The 17,931-nt window shown below is 62.7% G+C and carries 12 protein-coding genes; 2 read left to right on the top strand and 10 right to left on the bottom strand.

Translation table 11 applies throughout. The annotated features are described in order from the left end of the window. Nucleotides 1-28: 28 nt before the first annotated feature. From hisI to ACH2DG_RS08500, 10 genes are all read right to left on the bottom strand, one after another. The gene (hisI, locus tag ACH2DG_RS08545) at nt 29-418 is read right to left on the bottom strand and encodes a phosphoribosyl-AMP cyclohydrolase (protein ID WP_395025490.1); all 390 of its coding nucleotides are present in this window, start codon (nt 416-418) and stop codon (nt 29-31) included. Nucleotides 419-683: 265 nt separating this feature from the next. After that, on the bottom strand, nt 684-7,997 hold the full coding sequence (locus ACH2DG_RS08540) for a beta strand repeat-containing protein (RefSeq protein ID WP_395025488.1): 7,314 nt from the start codon (nt 7,995-7,997) through the stop codon (nt 684-686). A gap of 805 nt (nt 7,998-8,802) precedes the next feature. Next, nucleotides 8,803-9,603: an imidazole glycerol phosphate synthase subunit HisF gene (gene hisF / locus ACH2DG_RS08535; protein WP_395025487.1), complete on the bottom strand. Its 801-nt coding sequence runs from the start codon at nt 9,601-9,603 to the stop codon at nt 8,803-8,805. Between the two features lie 241 nt (nt 9,604-9,844). Then, nucleotides 9,845-10,855, bottom strand: coding sequence for a UDP-glucose 4-epimerase GalE (gene galE, locus ACH2DG_RS08530; RefSeq protein WP_395025485.1), 1,011 nt, complete (start codon nt 10,853-10,855; stop codon nt 9,845-9,847). Nucleotides 10,856-11,174: 319 nt separating this feature from the next. Continuing rightward, nucleotides 11,175-11,918, bottom strand: a complete 744-nt coding sequence (hisA, locus tag ACH2DG_RS08525; protein ID WP_395025483.1) for a 1-(5-phosphoribosyl)-5-[(5-phosphoribosylamino)methylideneamino]imidazole-4-carboxamide isomerase — start codon at nt 11,916-11,918, stop codon at nt 11,175-11,177. A gap of 47 nt (nt 11,919-11,965) precedes the next feature. Further along, the gene (gene hisH / locus ACH2DG_RS08520; RefSeq protein ID WP_395025481.1) at nt 11,966-12,634 is read right to left on the bottom strand and encodes an imidazole glycerol phosphate synthase subunit HisH; all 669 of its coding nucleotides are present in this window, start codon (nt 12,632-12,634) and stop codon (nt 11,966-11,968) included. Nucleotides 12,635-12,715: 81 nt separating this feature from the next. Next, the gene (gene hisB / locus ACH2DG_RS08515) at nt 12,716-13,339 is read right to left on the bottom strand and encodes an imidazoleglycerol-phosphate dehydratase HisB (RefSeq protein WP_395025480.1); all 624 of its coding nucleotides are present in this window, start codon (nt 13,337-13,339) and stop codon (nt 12,716-12,718) included. Continuing rightward, entirely contained in the window at nt 13,336-14,454 is a 1,119-nt protein-coding gene (gene hisC / locus ACH2DG_RS08510; protein WP_395025479.1) for a histidinol-phosphate transaminase, read from the bottom strand. The genes hisB and hisC overlap by 4 nt, the downstream gene beginning before the upstream one ends. Nucleotides 14,455-14,555: 101 nt before the next feature. Beyond that, entirely contained in the window at nt 14,556-14,996 is a 441-nt protein-coding gene (locus ACH2DG_RS08505) for a PIN domain-containing protein (RefSeq protein WP_395025478.1), read from the bottom strand. Beyond that, nucleotides 14,993-15,277, bottom strand: coding sequence for a DUF6364 family protein (locus ACH2DG_RS08500; RefSeq protein ID WP_395025476.1), 285 nt, complete (start codon nt 15,275-15,277; stop codon nt 14,993-14,995). Before ACH2DG_RS08500 ends, ACH2DG_RS08505 begins: the two co-directional genes overlap by 4 nt. Before the next feature lie 121 nt (nt 15,278-15,398). On the opposite strand from ACH2DG_RS08500, the gene ACH2DG_RS08495 reads away from it, so the two are divergent. Together ACH2DG_RS08495 and ACH2DG_RS08490 are read left to right on the top strand one after the other, a co-directional pair. After that, nucleotides 15,399-16,271, top strand: coding sequence for an NAD-dependent protein deacetylase (locus ACH2DG_RS08495; RefSeq protein ID WP_395025475.1), 873 nt, complete (start codon nt 15,399-15,401; stop codon nt 16,269-16,271). A gap of 110 nt (nt 16,272-16,381) precedes the next feature. Beyond that, nucleotides 16,382-17,905, top strand: coding sequence for a glycosyltransferase family 39 protein (locus ACH2DG_RS08490; RefSeq protein ID WP_395025474.1), 1,524 nt, complete (start codon nt 16,382-16,384; stop codon nt 17,903-17,905). Nucleotides 17,906-17,931: the final 26 nt, after the last annotated feature.

Raw genomic sequence — 17,931 nt, 5'->3', positions numbered from 1 at the left:
TTCGGGCCAGGGCTTTGGGCCATGGCAATTATTTATAGATGGATTCGGGATCTTTCAAGACCGGATCGACCGGTTGCCACTGGCCTTCGCGCAGCACGCTGTAGAAACAGCTGTGGCGGCCCGTGTGGCAGGCAATGCCCGGCTCATGGCCGGTTTGCGTCACGGTCAGGAGGATCACATCATTGTCGCAGTCGATGCGGATCTCGTGCACCTGCTGCACGTGGCCGGATTCCTCGCCCTTGAACCACAGCTTGCCACGCGAGCGGCTGAAGTACACCGCCCGCTGCAGCTCTGCCGTCTTCTGCAGCGCCTCGCGGTTCATCCAGGCAAACATCAGGACGTCGCCCGAGCCTTTTTCCTGCGCAATCACGGGCACCAGACCCTGCGCATCCCACTTTATGTCGTCTAGCCAAGTCATGTGGCGATTGTCGGCGATCTGCGATACCCCCTGAACCCGCCAAACGATGTCCCGGGCATTGATTTTTCTTCGTAAAAAAGTGAGCAAAGTGCGCTTATCCAGCAATAGATTTCACATTTTCAGTAGCTGTATCGCATATCCATAAAGCGCAGACAGCTCATTCTTTTATAGCAATCAGTAATTCCGGGTTGACAAGGAAAAGAAATAAAAAAGGCTGGCGCTCCGCACGCCAGCCTTCCACCGTCAGTTCAACGCCTATCGCGCCCTATCGCCTGCCGCTCCTGCTCTGCCAGCCTGCAGCCAGCATCAGCAGTACGGCCAGCAGCAACAGCATCGTGCGCGAATCCACCGGCACGGGCGCAGGCACTGCGGGCGGTTTCGGGCCCGGCGTGTAGGTGGCGGCAGCCGAAAGGCTCGCCGTACAGGCATTGATGCCTGCCGGATCATTCTGCGTGTCCCAACAGGCCTGCGCCGTATTGGTGACAGGGGCGGGAGTGGCCACGAACTGCGCCTCAAACACCACCTCGACCCGGTTTGCACCTGTGGCAGTTCCGTTGTCCGGTGCCAGCGTGGCATCCACGACAAGGCGGTTGTTGGCCTGATCGTAGTAGCAGCCCGCAGGCGGCGCCACTACCGTGGAGGCGCCATTGGCCGCGCAGCTCACGCTGCCGCTGACAAACGTCATGCCATCGGGCATCGGGTCACGCATCTGCACCACCATCGCCGCAGGATTGGGATTGTCCAGCACGATGCTCCACTTCACATGTCCGTCACTGCCCAGTGCGGCAGCCTTGGTGATGAAAGGCGGGTCGACGACCACCGGCGGCACCGGCTCGATCGGATCGCTGTCAGTGGCGGTACAGCTCGCTGGCGTGCTGGGCTCAGTGCCAACACCGGCTACGCAGCCGCCGCCCACCACGTTGGCCGTGTTCACGGCCCGCGCCCCAGGTGCTGCTGCCCCGACGGTGCCAGTCACGGTGTAACTGACTGAGCCACCATTGGCCGCCACCGTGATACCCGTGCAAGCCAGGCCTGCGCAGGTGCCAAGATCAGACCCGGCCGAAGCAGCCCCCGGGGCAATGCTGGTGATGCCCGACAGGCCGCTGACCACCGCGTCGCGCCACTCCACCCCGTTTGCCACCGTGCCGCCGGTATTGGTGATGGTCACCGTGTACGTGGTCTGGGTGCCCGCCGTCAGCTGGTTCACGCCATTGGTCTTGCTCACGAGGAGCGCCGCTGGCATGTTCACCGGTACATCCTCCGTGCTGGGGTTGCAGGCCAGCGGGTTGCCATCGAGTTTGCAGGCTGGGTCGCCTCCGCCGCTCAGGTGCGCTGTGTTGGTGCCCGCTGTCGTCCCCACGGTGGCATCACTCGTGTCGATGGGGATCGTGATGATGTAGGTGCCCAGGCTCAGAGCCACGCTTGTAGTGCCACTGAGTACGCAGTTCGCTCCCAGGCTGGTGTCTCCCGCTGCACCGCAGGCTTCCAGCTTGGGCACGCTCGCTCCCGTGCCCGCCTCTACCGTCGGCGCACCCGACAGCTTGATGCCGCTGGGCAGTGCATCGGCAATCGTGATCACGTCTGTGGTCGGCGCACCGGCCACCGTCACGGTGATCACGTATTTCTGGCCCGACGCTCCCTTGATCAGCGCAGCAGGCTCTGCCACCTTGGTGGCCGAGACCTGCGGCAAGCCGCTGTTCTTGTAGGTACACAGCAACTCAGGCGCACCGGCTGGCACCGTCAGATCCTTGCCCGCCAGGCTGCCAGCACTGCACGACACCGTCTTGGTGTACTTTGCTGCGTTGTCAGGATTGGAGAACACTTCTTCGGGCAGCGTCAGCACGTCGCCCGCATACACGGTAGCCGCGTTGGTGCCGGTATCGGTCTTGTCCGAGTCCGTGGCGGTCGAGATGATGGAGGCCGTGGTGCCGTTGTAGGCCGCCGTGATGTTGACCGTCTCACCGCTGGTGCCGTTGATCCACTGCTTGGCCAGCTTGAGCTGCGCGCTCTTGCGCGTGTTGGTGACCGTGCAGGTGACTGCCGCATTGGGCATGGCAAAGCTGGTGACAGCGCCAATGCCGTTGTCGCAGCTGTAGGCCACGTCATAGTTGGCACTGTTGCCTGCCGTCCAGCCTTCTGCAATCGCCACGGTGCTACCCACGATGGCCGTCGCCGTGGCATCCACCACTGCGCCGCCCACGGCCGAGCTGCCGCCCACCGCACCGGTCACGCCGGAGCCAGTGATGGCCAGGCTCACCGCATCACCGCTCTTGCCGTTACTCCATGCCTTCTTGAGCGTGATTCCAGCTGTGGCCTGCCCTGTCAGGTCGCCGCAGGCATTGGCACTTGCAGCCGTTGTACCCGTAATGCTGGCGGTATTGAAGGCGCCATTGCCGGCACTGCCGTTGCAGGCCAACGCCGTGCCCCCCACCATCGTGTAATCAATGGTGACCGTATAGGTGTGCGTTGCACCGGCTGCGATGGGCAGGCTGGATGCGCCAATCTGCTGCTCGGCTCCGTTGGCTGGGTTGCTGCGCGGAAAGGCACTGCCTCCCAGCACACCGCCGCCAGCTGGCTGGGCATTGATGCTGGTCAAGGTGGCACTGCCGGCAAAGCCAGGGGTGTCAGAGAGCGTGTAGCTGCCCTCCGAGCCGCCCGTGTTCCTCACCGTCAGCTGGTAGCTTGCCGTGTACTGGTTAAGACCTGCGGCGGCATTGATCGCAGGTGCAGACTTCTCCACCGTCAGCGCAGCTGGCGTATTCACCGGTACATCCTCCGTGCTGGGGTTGCAGGCCAGCGGGTTGCCATCGAGTTTGCAGGCTGGGTCGCCTCCGCCGCTCAGGTGCGCTGTGTTGGTGCCCGCTGTCGTCCCCACGGTGGCATCACTCGTGTCGATGGGGATCGTGATGATGTAGGTGCCCAGGCTCAGAGCCACGCTTGTAGTGCCACTGAGTACGCAGTTCGCTCCCAGGCTGGTGTCTCCCGCTGCACCGCAGGCTTCCAGCTTGGGCACGCTCGCTCCCGTGCCCGCCTCTACCGTCGGCGCACCCGACAGCTTGATGCCGCTGGGCAGTGCATCGGCAATCGTGATCACGTCTGTGGTCGGCGCACCGGCCACCGTCACGGTGATCACGTATTTCTGGCCCGACGCTCCCTTGATCAGCGCAGCAGGCTCTGCCACCTTGGTGGCCGAGACCTGCGGCAAGCCGCTGTTCTTGTAGGTACACAGCAACTCAGGCGCACCGGCTGGCACCGTCAGATCCTTGCCCGCCAGGCTGCCAGCACTGCACGACACCGTCTTGGTGTACTTTGCTGCGTTGTCAGGATTGGAGAACACTTCTTCGGGCAGCGTCAGCACGTCGCCCGCATACACGGTAGCCGCGTTGGTGCCGGTATCGGTCTTGTCCGAGTCCGTGGCGGTCGAGATGATGGAGGCCGTGGTGCCGTTGTAGGCCGCCGTGATGTTGACCGTCTCACCGCTGGTGCCGTTGATCCACTGCTTGGCCAGCTTGAGCTGCGCGCTCTTGCGCGTGTTGGTGACCGTGCAGGTGACTGCCGCATTGGGCATGGCAAAGCTGGTGACAGCGCCAATGCCGTTGTCGCAGCTGTAGGCCACGTCATAGTTGGCACTGTTGCCTGCCGTCCAGCCTTCTGCAATCGCCACGGTGCTACCCACGATGGCCGTCGCCGTGGCATCCACCACTGCGCCGCCCACGGCCGAGCTGCCGCCCACCGCACCGGTCACGCCGGAGCCAGTGATGGCCAGGCTCACCGCATCACCGCTCTTGCCGTTACTCCATGCCTTCTTGAGCGTGATTCCAGCTGTGGCCTGCCCTGTCAGGTCGCCGCAGGCATTGGCACTTGCAGCCGTTGTACCCGTAATGCTGGCGGTATTGAAGGCGCCATTGCCGGCACTGCCGTTGCAGGCCAACGCCGTGCCCCCCACCATCGTGTAATCAATGGTGACCGTATAGGTGTGCGTTGCACCGGCTGCGATGGGCAGGCTGGATGCGCCAATCTGCTGCTCGGCTCCGTTGGCTGGGTTGCTGCGCGGAAAGGCACTGCCTCCCAGCACACCGCCGCCAGCTGGCTGGGCATTGATGCTGGTCAAGGTGGCACTGCCGGCAAAGCCAGGGGTGTCAGAGAGCGTGTAGCTGCCCTCCGAGCCGCCCGTGTTCCTCACCGTCAGCTGGTAGCTTGCCGTGTACTGGTTAAGACCTGCGGCGGCATTGATCGCAGGTGCAGACTTCTCCACCGTCAGCGCCGCTGGCGTGTTCACATCGGTGGACCAGTTGGCGCAGCTGGTCGTTGTCGCATCGCAGGCGGCGCCTGGCGGGCTTGGCGGATTGCCGCTGCCGCTGGGGTGGGTTGCTGCGTAGTTGGTCAAGGCCCCCGCCGTGGCCGGTGCCTTGACCGTCACGGTGAAGGTTGCCGAAGGCGTGGCGCCGCCGGCCTCGGTCAAGGGGCCAGGCACGGCGCAGGTCAGCAAGGTCTGTTTGTCGCTGGCAGCGCCAGTACAGATGTCGCCCTGGGCCGACACGAACTCCATGCCTTCAGGCAGCAGATCCTGCACGGTCAGGACCGGTCCCGTCGGCAGCTCGCCAGTGTTGGTCAGCGTCAATGTGTAGTTGAACTGCTCACCGGTCAGTACGACACGTGGACCCGTCTTTTGCAGGGTGACCTTGGCATTGGTCTTGAGCGGGTTGACGATGCTGCCCACGGCACCAGTGGCGATGGCGCCCGCTGGCGGGGTCGTGCTTTCCGCAGCCCAGCTGTAGTTCGCAGGCGGTGTGGCCTTGCCGGTTTCATTCAGGGCGGAACATGTGGCTCCTTTCGGCACCTGCACCGTGGTGCTGCCGGAGACGCCATTGGCCGCAATGCCCACCGCGCCGGTGTAGGTGCCGGTATCGCAGACCAGCGAGAAACCATAGTTGCCTGGCGCACCAGTGGCTGGCGCGCCCGTCACCGTCTTGTTGATGGTGACGCTCACCTGATCGCGTGTCAGGGAGTTGGCGATCGTAGCTGCCAGCGTGCCGCCCGCTGCCATGGGGCCACCAGGATTCGTGATCTGCTCTGTTCCCCAGGTGTAATTGGCTACCGGCGGCTTGGCCCCTTCAGTCACCGTGCAGCTGGAGCCGGCTGGGATATTGCCAACCGATGCCGAGGACCCTACAGACACACTACCGCTCGCGGAGAAGCCGCCAGCGGGTGCTGCACCACCGGTGCAACTCACGCTGAAAGGAAAGCTCAGGGCAGGCAGCGGGCTGGGGCCGCCTGTCACGGTCTTGCTCACCGTCAAGGTGCCTGGATTGGCACTGAGAGAATTGGCAATGCCTGCCGCCAATGCGCCACCGGGAGCCATGGCCCCCGAAGGGTTCGTGATTTGCTCTGCCCCCCAGGTATAGCCAGGCACGGCAGGCTTGCTGCCTTCGGTCACGCTGCAGGTGGAGCCTGCGGGAATGCCGGTCACCTGCGCCGAACTACCGGCGGACACACTGCTGCTGGTACTGAATGGAGCCGAGCCCCCTGTGCAATTCACGGTGAAAGGGAAGCTCAGCGCGGGAAGCGGGCTGGGGCCACCAGACACAGTCTTGCTGACCGTCAAGGTACCCGGCAGTGGCGAGAAATTGGCCACCACGGCCATGTCGGCGTTCGTGGGCGTCAAGGTGCAGTTGTTTGTGTTCTGGCCCTGACTGCAGGCGGCGCCCGTCCAGCCTGTGAAGCTCCAACCCGGTGTGATGGTGGTGACCTGGCAGGTGCTGGAGACGCCGCTCGCTACCGGTGATGGCGTGCAACTGGCGCTGCCGCCATTGACAACGCCCCCGCCCACCGGGTTGACCGTGGCCGTGACGTTATAGGTGATGGGGGCGTTGGTGATGGTGCAGACGATGTTGTCACCGGCTACGGGGTTGAACTCGGGCCATTGCAATTGCGTGCCCTGCGCGGTTCCCGGGCCGCTGGGCGCTGCTGCCGTGGAGCCCGTGCAACTGATGCTGGATGTGTACGCGCTGGGCAACTGGTCTGCACCCGTGCCATTGGCCTTGAGGGCCTCAAAGAACTGCAGCGTCTTGCCTGCCTGGAGCACCTGCAGGCCAGTGGTTGCAGTGGCGGGTACGGTAGTGCCAGTCGTGGTTGCGCTGGATGCCGGAATGCCTCCGGAAGACATGCGGATCTGGAACTGATCGGTTGACGCGATACGGCCCGTCAGGCTCTTGTTGAGCGTAACCCACACCGGGGTGGGCGTGTTCTGGCAGGCAGCGGCGCTGCTGCTGCCCGCACCCGAGCCTGTGACATTGGCCGTGACACTGTTGAACAAGCCCTTGCCGGCGGTGCCGTCACAAATGTCAGCCCCCACCTTGCCCGGCTTGATCGTGAAGCGCACAACCATCGAATAAGTTTCGGTCTCCCCGCTCGCGAGGACATGGGATCCCCTCAATGCCCATGGGCCTGCGCTGTTGACAGGCAAGGTCGGGCCATTGCCACCGCAATTGGCATTGTTCCCTCCAGAACGAACACAAGTCAGGGACTGCAGGCTGTTGATGGTCACATCGCCATCAAAGCCCGGCGTGTCGGTCAGCGTGTAGTTTCTGGAGCTCACCGCGTCATTCGTTACCACGACGGTGTAGCCAATATCGAACTGATCGGGTTTGCCAGACACCGGTACAGGAGCCGATGCCACAGTCTTGGTCACGTTCAAGGGGCCATCGTCATCCACAATGGTGTAGACCGCAGGCGCGGCATCCTGGCCGCACACGTCATTGGAGCTGCGCGCATACTGGGCTGCTGGCTGAATTGCCATGCCGATGGTCCTGTTGGACTCCGCCACGGTATTGCCGGCGATGTAGATCGGCAGCTGGAACATGCTGGCAGACGATATGCCGTCGTAGATGCCGGCTGGCACAACGATCGTCAAGGTATCGCTGGTACCGTTGCTGGTGTTCGTGTAGTAATCGGTACCTCGCACCGCACTTCCGCCGGTAATCTTGACGGTGACGGTCATGCCTCCCGCAGGAACCACGCCATTCACCCGAAAGGTGGGTCGGTCAGTTCCCAGCTGGGCGGCCCCGTCACCTTCCAGGGTGGAATAGCTGGTCTTGGAGAAATCGACAAACGGAGTCAGGTTCAACTGGACGTTGTCCAGAAAATTGCCCACCGAATTGTCTCCACCCGCAGAGCTGATGGACTCAAATCCAAAGTTGGTGCCGCCAGTCGCTCCGGTGTAGGGAAAGGAGCCGCTGTAGTCCCGCCAGCCACCATTCGGGCTCGGTGGCGTATTGATTGACCCCAGTATGGCCTGAGGAGTATCCATACTGCCATTCGATGTTGTCCCCACCCGTGCCACCGCCGTGGCGGCACCGATCTTGACCTCGGCGACATCTCTGGTTGTGGTGCTCGAACGCCCCCGGTGGCTGAACTGCCAGCCCACCGTCTCACCTTGGACCAGGCATATTCTCTGGTAGAGGCGGGAAGCCTGGTTGGCATTCAACTCCACAAAATTCCGGCCATCTCTTGCATTGACGGAGCTGAAGCCTGTGCTCCACATCTCGATCAGCCCGCCTGTCGTCAACAGGCCAGTCATGCTGCAGGTGCCACTGGTGGCGCCGGCTGGATGGGTCGTTTCCCAGCCCGGGACATTGTCACTGGGGATCAGCCTGTAACAGCCATTCGGAAGTGTCGGTGTCTCAAAACTCGGGTTGAGAAAAATACGCTGAACCTGCGCCTGCGCCGGTGCTGTAACGGCCGCAGCCATGGCCAGAACTCCCCCCATCACCCCGAGACGCCAGCGCGAGACATGCGTCGTTCTGAGGGCATCTGAGACCAAGGAAGACTGTGCCTGGGTGGGTGCCGGGTTCCGATGCGTTTTTTTCATGGTCATCATTGCTCTTCATCCAACAAAGCGCACCAGCAAATGCAAAGCGGCGGAGTGTGGGAGTGCGAGGACATATCCTCGACACCCCACCCTCCGCCGCTTTGCGTGCTGATACAGGCTCTTAAATATCAAATAGATCTAAGATCTGCTATTGTTTATTAATATTTGTAACTATTGTACAAATAAATCAACTTATAAGTTTTAATCGAATTGTTAATAATTCTATGCAAAAGCTTTTCTCCCTATGAAAAGGGCCGGAAATCCGGCGTGTGCTTGGGTCACAGCACACTCCTGCACGCAGGCAGCATTGGTCAGAATTTACAAAAAAACTGGTTAGATATATTTTAAAAATAATGACAAAGGCGTCTTCCCTGCTGACATGCCGAAGCGCAAAGAGACCCAGCAGCAGGGTGGAGATCAAAAATGAGACGACAAAAAAAGAGCTGCCAGCGCCCTGAAGCCAGGCGTTGGCAGCTCTTTTTTAGCGCGTCTGGCCCGCAAGGCCAGGAAGTGTCTACTGCCGCACAGGAATGCCCCGCTGCGCCATCAGTGCCTTGGCCTGCCCCACGGTGTATTCGCCGTAATGGAAGATGCTGGCGGCCAGCACCGCGTCCGCCCCCCCCACAGTGACGCCATCGGCCAGGTGCTCCAGATTGCCAACACCACCCGATGCGATCACGGGCACGCCAACGGCATCAGCCACGGCGCGCGTCAGTTGCAGGTCAAAGCCGCTCTTGGTGCCATCGCGGTCCATGCTGGTCAGCAGAATCTCCCCGGCCCCACGGGTGGCCATTTCAGAGGCCCATCGCACGGCATCCATGCCTGTGTTCTGGCGGCCGCCATGGCTGTACACATCCCACCCTGCGCCTACGGGCTGGCCATTGGCACCGATGCGTTGCTCGTCCTGCGCGCTGCGGCGCTTGGCATCAATGGCCACCACGATGCATTGCGCACCGTACTTGTCGCTGGCGGCGTTGATGACTTCCGGATTGGCAATGGCTGCCGAGTTGAAGCTGGTCTTGTCCGCACCGGCATTGAGCAGTCGGCGCACGTCTTCGACCGTACGCACGCCGCCGCCGACGGTCAGAGGGATGAACACCTGGCTGGCCACGGCCTCGATGATGGGCAGGATCAGGTCACGCCCATCGCTGGTGGCGGTGATGTCCAGGAAAGTCAGCTCGTCCGCACCCTGCGCGTTGTAGCGCGCCGCGATTTCCACCGGGTCGCCAGCATCACGCAGTTCGACAAAATTGACACCTTTGACGACACGGCCGCCCGTGACGTCCAGGCAGGGGATGATGCGTTTGGCAAGCATGGAGACTCTCGTGAAAGATGGAAGAAGGCAGGCGAATTTTCTACAGGGCAAAACCATACCACGCCAGGCCTTGGCGGTAGCCATTCGCCGGTGAAAAGCCCCTGCCCTCTTCACCTGTGCGTCACCGCAGCCACAGGGCACCCACACAAAGCTGCAGGAACCCTCTGCCAAGGTCTGACAATGAAAAACCGCCGCGAAATCAGCGATTTCTGCGGCGGTTTTCCGGAAGGGACCCACAGGATCAATGCACACTGCGGCCCATGCCGATCTGCCAGCGCCAGACGTCTTCCATCATGCGATCGAGCCCCAGCTGCGGCTGCCAGCCCAGCAGCGCACGCGCCTGGCTGATATCAGCCCAGCAGTGGGCCGCATCGCCATTGCGGCGCGGCCCGACACGGAAAGGCACGGCGCGGCCATTGGCATGTTCGAACGCGCGCACCAGCCCGAGCACCGATGTCGGCTGGCCCGACCCGATATTGAGCTTGAGCAGTCCCGCGTGGCCCCGCAGATAGTGCAAGGTGGCGACATAGGCACGCGCCAGATCGGTCACGTGCAGGTAGTCGCGCACCGGCGAGCCGTCCGGGGTGGCATAGTCGTTGCCGAAGATGCGCAGGCAGTCGCGCTTGCCCGCTGCCACCTGGGCCAGGTAAGGCGCCACATGGGTGGACATGCGTGGCGGGTCTTCGGCGATCAGGCCGCTTTCGTGGCAACCCACGGCATTGAAGCTGCGCAGCAACGCCATGCGCCAGCGCTTGGGGGAGGCCTCATCCAGGCTGGAGAGCACCTGCTCAACCATCAGGGCCGTCTGCCCATAGGGCGTGCTCGCGCAGACCTGCGCATCCTCGCGCACCGGCATGGCAGGCGTGTCGCCATAGACGATGGCCGACGACGAGACAATCAGATTGCGGATGCCAGCGGTCTGCATCGCACGCAACAGGCCCACGGTGCCAGAGACATTGTTGTCGTAATAACGCAGCGGCTCGCGCGCGGCGTCCGCTGATGATGTGAGAAAGGCGTTGTGGATCACCGCATCGAAATGCTGCTCGTCAAACAACTGCTCAAGCATGGCGGTGTCGCGCACGTCAGCATCGATACACGGAGGCGCGAAACCCAAGATCTTCTCCAGCCGCTGCAACACCGAGCGGCGCGCATTGCTGAAGTTATCCAGGATCAAAAAAGGCAGCCCTGCTTCTGCGAGGGCAACACAGAGGTGAGAGCCGATATAGCCGGCTCCGCCAGTCACGAGTATCACGGGGTGCTTTCTAACAGTCTGCGGAATGCGTGTCCAGCATCTGCTATGGATTCTGACATTTCGCGCGAGGCCTATTGTCCGATACGCCGGGAAATTGCGGCGAATTTGGCCCATATCATATGTGCCACGCGGTAACAACTGGCATTTGTTGACATTTATCAATGTTCAACCAGGATTCGCCAGTACGACAACGCGCCAGCATCGCCTTTCCACCGCTGCGGCTGGCATTTTTCAGACAGCCCCCTGACACACACGCCAACGGTTTGTTGCAATAGAAAAAGCCGCACAGCGTGCGGCTTGGCAAGCGGAGCAGCTGGCTTCAGCCTTCGCTCAACTCATCGGCGCGGCTCTGCGCCGCTTCGAAATCGAGGTCGCCGGTGTAGATGGCGCGGCCACAGATCACGCCTTCCACGCCTTCGGATTCGACCGCGCAGAGCGCCTCGATATCGGCCATGCCCGACAGGCCGCCCGATGCGATCACCGGAATGCGGATGGCCTGTGCCAGCTTGACCGTGGCATCTACATTGATGCCAGTCAACATGCCATCGCGGCCGATGTCCGTATAGATGATCGACTCCACACCCCAGTCCTCGAAGCGCTTGGCCGTTTCGATGACCGAGTGGTTGGTGATCTTGCTCCAGCCATCAGTGGCCACCATACCGTCCTTGGCATCGAGGCCCACGATGATGTGACCGGCAAATGCAGTGCAGGCATCCTGCAGAAAACCGGGGTTCTTGATGGCTGCGGTGCCAATGATGACGTACTGCATGCCGGCATCGATATAGCGCTCGATGGTGTCCAGGTCGCGGATGCCGCCGCCCAATTGCACCGGCAGTTCATCGCCGAACTCCTGGAGGATCGCCTTGATGACATGCAGGTTCTTGGGCTGACCGGCAAATGCGCCATTCAAATCCACCAGATGCAGGCGGCGCGCGCCCGCATCAAACCAACGGCGCGCAACCTCGACAGGGTCTTCGCCGAACGTGGTGGATTGATCCATATCGCCCTGTTTCAGGCGTACGCAGTGACCGTCCTTCAGATCAATGGCAGGAATGAGCAGCATGGTGGTGGTTGGCTGACGTTGAAAACAAAAAGGATTGAGAAAAAGACTTAGGGATTCCAGTGCAGGAAGTTACGGTACAGCGCCAGGCCCTGGTCCGCACTCTTTTCTGGGTGGAATTGTGTCGCAAAAATATTATCGCGGCCAATCGCACATGCAAAGCGCTCGCCATACTCGGCCGTGCCGTGGCATTGGCTGGCCTCTGCGGGCTCGGCATAGAAGCTGTGCACGAAGTAGAAATACGATTCGTCCGGCACCCCTTGCCAGACCGGATGCGGCTTGCCCGCCGGGGTCGCCTGGCGCACCTGGTTCCAGCCCATCTGCGGCACCTTGAACCGGCTGCCGTCTGCCTGCAAGCGGCCCGCCAGCTGAAATTTTCTCACCTGTCCGGCAATCAGGCCCAGGCCCGGGGTATCACCTTCTTCGCTGTGGTCGAGCAGCATCTGCATGCCCACGCACACGCCAAACAGCGGTTTGGTGGCCGCAGCTTCGAGCACGCTCTCCTGTAGGCCGGAGGCCCTGAGTTCGGCCATGCAATCGCGGATGGCGCCCTGGCCGGGCAGCACGATGCGGGTGGCAGCGCGCACCACATCCGGGTCCGAGGTGACCACGACCTGCACCGCCGAGCCGGCTGCGGCGGCCTGCACCGCCTGCGATACCGAACGCAGGTTGCCCATGCCGTAATCAACCACCGCCACGGTGTTGTCCTTCAAATTCATAGCAGCTACCGCTTTTTGATAGGGGATTTCAGAATGAATTCACATTAAAAACTATATGCAGCAATTGCTACACGCTCTTATTTAGAGAGCACCCTTGGTGGAAGGGATGACGCCCGCCATGCGCTCATCATGCTCCAGCGCAAAGCGTAGCGCACGTGCAAAGGCCTTGAAGATGGTTTCACATTGGTGGTGGGCGTTGAACCCCTTGAGGTTGTCGATGTGCAGGGTAACGCCCGCATGGTTCACAAACCCCTGGAAGAACTCATACACCAGCTGCGTGTCGAACTGGCCGATGCTACCTGCGGTGAACTTGACTTCCATGTGCAGGCCGGGGCGGCCCGAGAAGTCGATCACCACGCGCGAGAGCGCTTCGTCCAGCGGCACATAGGCGTGGCCGTAGCGGCGGATGCCTTTCTTGTCGCCCACGGCCTTGGCAAAGGCCTGGCCCAGGGTGATGCCGATGTCTTCGACTGTGTGATGCCCGTCAATGTGCAAGTCGCCTGCGCATTCGATGTCCAGATCGATCAGGCCGTGGCGGGCGATCTGGTCGAGCATGTGGTCGAGAAACCCGATGCCGGAGTGAAGGCGCGCCTTGCCGGTGCCGTCGAGGTTGACGCGCACGGCGATGCGGGTTTCCGCCGTGTTGCGCTGCACCTCGGCGATGCGGGGCAGTGGTTGGGCTGCAGAGGGGATGATATTGCTCATAGGCTTTCTTTCAATGCCGCCAGCATCTGGGCGTTTTCTTCGCGGGTGCCCACGGTCAGGCGCAGGCAGTTGTTCAACAGGGGGTGCATGGCAGAGACGTTCTTCACCAGTACACCGCGCGCCTTCATCTCGGCCTGCACCCGGCCTGCATCGCGCACGCGCAGCAGCACCATGTTCGCCTCGGACGGCCAGACTTTCTCGACACCGGCAATGGCCACCAGCGCGTCGATCAGCGGCTGGCGTTCAGCGCGGATGGCCGCGGCCTGCTCCGCGTAGAGCGCTTCGTGCTCCAGCGCAAAGATAGCAGCTTCGCAATTGAGCACGCTCACGTTGTAGGGCGGCCGCACCTTGTCCAGCTCATTGACGATGGCCGCAGGCCCGATCAGGTAGCCCAGGCGCGCGCCCGCAAGGCCAAACTTGGAGAGCGTGCGCATCAAAAGCACATGCGCGTTGCGCTGCGGCTCTGCCTGCATGCGGGTGATCCAGCTGCGGCAGGCAAAGGGCTGGTAGGCCTCGTCCATCACCACCAGGCCTCCCACCTGCGCTACCGCATCGATGACGGCCTGCACCTTGTCTTCATCCCACAGCGTGGCCGTGGGGTTGTTGGGATAGGCGAGGTAGGTGATGGCAGGCTGGCGGGTGGCTATCGCCGCCTGCATGGCGGGCACGTCCAGGTCAAAATCGGCCGTCAGATCGACACCGATGAAGTCCAGCCCCTGCAGCTTGGCCGACAGCGGGTACATGACAAAGCCGGGCATCGGCGCGAGCATGGTGGCGCGGCCGCCCTGGGCAGGCTGCGCAGTAGCCAGCGCCAGCAGAGTGATGAGTTCGTCCGAACCATTGCCCAGCAGCACGACCGAGCCCGCCGGCGCGCCTGCATAGCTGGCCAGCATGTTTTTCAGGACTTCCTGGCGCTCGCCCGGGTAGCGGTTGATTTCGAGGGCTCCCAGCCGCTCGCCCAGCTGCTTTTGCAGCTCGGAAGGCAGGCGGTACGGGTTCTCCATCGTGTCCATCTTCAGCAGGCCTTGCGAGGCCTGCACATGGTAGCCCTGCATGGCGCGCACATCGGCGCGGATGCGTTGCAGGGCTTTGGACTGGGTGTCTGGAACGGTCATGGGGTGGAGTCTTTCACACAGGGCACGGGTTGACCAATTGGGACGGCGCTTAGAACGTGTTTACGATCTCTACGCAGCACGAGGAGATCGTAAACACGTTCTTACGCCTTCTCTTCTTGGGGAGCGGACTGCAGCAGCGGGTGCAGCACGGTCACGCCGCCAAACTCTGCACCATGGGGCAGGTGCAGGCTCAGCATGTGGCGGCAGCCGCTGTGCTGGGCGCAGGCCACAGCCAGACAGTCGCCAAAATCCAAGGCATGGCGGGCCTGCACGGCCCATGCGGTCTCCAGCGTGGCGGCATCGGTTTTCCATGGCGTCCAGGTCTGGTAACGGCGGATGGCAGCCCGGGCATCGCCCTGGGGCATGGGGTTGGCGGCAGTGGTGACCTGATCGTAGAACTCGGTGAGGGCCTGGCTGCCGGTGCGGCCCGTGCGTGTGCGCCAGAGCCAGTCGAGCCAGCCCAGGGTGGCCTCGTACAGCGCGCCGTCCGATACGTTTTCGGATGCGATCAGGACCGAGGTGTCCACAAACACCGTGCTCATGCCTGCTCCTTCTTGTCGCTGGGGTTATTTTTGCCATTTTGGCCACCAGCGCGCACCAATTGTGCACTGCGCGCTTCCTTTTCAGCAGCGCCAACGCCGCCCTGCCAGGTGCGCTCGTCGGTACGCCAGGCGAGATAGGCCCGCTCGTAGGTGTCTTCGCGCTGCTTCATCTCGGCCATGAAGTCGCCTACCATGCGCGAAACACTGGTACCCCGGCGGGCCGCCTCTACGCGCGCCCACTCCAGCACACTGTCGTCCACGGTGATGGTCAAATTCTTCATGGATCGAAGTTTACACGAATTTCGTGCCACACGAAATTCGTGCTTCAAAACACAGCCCCGCCGACCCATTCACCCTGGCTTTCGGCCCATGCCATGATGGCGGCCATCTCTAGTGCCACCCATGTCGATCACCTCTTCCTCGCCCTCCTCCTGCACGCTGCAGGATCTGACCGCCGTGCTGACCCGCCACCACCCCTGGACGGTGCTCACCGGTGCCGGCATCAGCACCGGCAGCGGAATTCCCGACTACCGCGACGAGCACGGTGCATGGAAGCGCCCCGCCCCGGTCAATTTCCAGGACTTCATGGCACATGCCACCACGCGCCAGCGCTACTGGGCGCGCAGCCTGGCAGGCTGGCCCGTTTTTTCACAGGCGCGGCCCAATCTTGCACACCAGGCGCTCGCGCAGCTGGAGCACGCAGGCTTGGTGCAAGCCGTCATCACGCAGAATGTTGACGGCCTGCACCAGCAGGCAGGCAGCCGCAATGTGGTGGATCTGCACGGCCGCCTCGACGAGGTCATCTGCATGGGCTGCGGCACCATCAGCCCACGTGCCGCTTTTCAACATGCGCTGGTGGCCGCCAACCCGCATTGGCACCACCACAATGCACCTGCCGCACCGGATGGCGATGCCGACCTGAGCGGCGTGGATTTTTCAGCCTTTTCGGTACCTGCGTGCCCGGTGTGCGGCGGCATTCTGAAGCCCCATGTGGTGTTTTACGGCGAGAATGTGCCGCTTGCCCGCAAGCAATATGCGATGGAGCAGCTCGGTGCCAGCCGCGCCCTGCTGGTGGTCGGCAGCTCGCTCATGGTCTATTCCGGCCTGCGCTTCGTGCATGCGGCCAAGCAGCAGGGATTGCCAGTGGCAGCCATCAACCTGGGCGCCACGCGAGCCGATGCCGAGCTGGATTTCAAACTGCGCGCGCCCTGTGACGAGGCCCTGGCCCAGCTGTCTGCCGTGCTGAAAGCGCCTGCGGGCAACCCCAGCCCGTAGCCACACCGCCAGCAACCGCTGTCGATCCAGGCCACCAGTGCGGCCCGGAGCGTTTACAGTGTGCCCCTGCATCGCCCGTTCATCCGCCATTTGATTTTGCTCAACCTCTCATGACCAGCGCCTCTCTGCCGTCAACACCCCTGCCGCGTGCCCTTTTCTGGATCGCAGCCATTTATGCGCTGGCCTGGTCGCTCGTACCGCCCTTTCTTGCACCCAGCTTTCCACTGGACGTTGTGGAGAGCCTGGGCTGGGGCCGGGAGTGGCAATGGGGTACCTACAAGCACCCACCGCTACCCCCTATTGCGCTGCATGTGTTCTGGGTGGCGTTTGGCCGCTTTGGACCCTTCATTCTGAGCCAGCTGTGCGTTGGCCTGACGCTGTGGCTGGTGTGGCTCACGGCCTGCCGCCTCGTCTCGCGCGACCGCGCACTGATCGGCACGGTGTTGACCATGGGCGTGGTCTTCTACACCCGGCCTGCGCTGGAGTTCAACCACAACATCGCGCAGATGCCTTTCTGGGCGGGCATCTGCTACTTCTATCTGGCCGCCTGGCAAGACGGAAAACTGCGCCAGTGGCTGGCCCTGGGCCTGTTGGCGGGCGTGGGGCTGCTGTGCAAGTATTCCATCGGCCTGCTGCTGGCATGCCTGGCGCTTTTCACCGTGCTGACACCGGCGCGCAGCGTGTTGCGCCAGCCCGGCCCGTGGCTGTCCATTGGGGCCATGGCGCTCGTCTTTGCCCCGCACGCTCTCTGGCTGCAGCAGAACGACTGGCTGCCTTTTGCCTATGCGCAGGGGCGCGCCGCCAAGGTCGGCTCCTCGCCGCAGATGGGGGCCCTGTCCTTTCTGCTGACCCAGATGCTCAACCACCTGCCGCTCCTGCTGGTGGTGCTGTTCGCCTGGGCGCGAACCCGATTCACCAAGCAGCTGCCACCTGTGCAACCCGGCTGGCACATCCACAGCAGCCAGCCGCGTTACCTGCTGCTGATCGCTCTGGCCCCGGGCCTGCTGCTGGTACTGGTGGGCCTGCTGGCCGGAGTGCGCCTGCGTGACATGTGGGGCGTTCCCATCTGGCCCTTCACCGGCTTGCTGGTAGCCAGTCTGCTGCCTACGGCGTGGCTTGCCAGCATGCGGCCCTACCTGCTGCGCGGCATCACCGTATGGCTGGTGCTGATTTCGCTGCTCTCAGGCTCGTACCTGGCCTACGTGCACGACTGGCGCAAGCGCCCCGTGCGCTCCGACTGGCCCGCCGCAGCCCTGGCCCAGCAGGCCAACCAGACCTGGAACCAGCTCTCCACCTGCCCGCTGAACACCGTGGCCGGCGATGCCTGGACCGCTGGCTTGATTGCCATCCACACGCCCAGCCAGCCATCGGTACTGCTTTTTGGCGACCCGCGCTTTACCCCGTGGGTGACGGCCGAGCGCGTGCAGCGCCACGGCGCGCTCTGGGCATGGAGACCGGAAGACGCCGAGGACGGAGAGCCAGCGCCGGTGGCCGTTCTGCAAGACCTGGGCAGCCGCCCCGATATGCGGATGCAGGAAGGCACCTGGAGCATTCCCTGGCCACGCGCACAAAAGCAGCAGCCGCTGGTGGTGCAATGGCGGGCATATGTGCCTGCGGCCTGCGAGCGGCGTTGAACCAGTCGCCCGGCACAGCTGCTGGC

It is taken from the genome of Comamonas odontotermitis, from assembly GCF_040396735.1.
Taxonomy (GTDB): Bacteria; Pseudomonadota; Gammaproteobacteria; order Burkholderiales; family Burkholderiaceae_C; genus Comamonas; species Comamonas odontotermitis_C.
The sequence above is the reverse complement of the archived record's forward strand: the minus strand, read 5'-3'. Positions and strand labels throughout refer to the sequence as shown.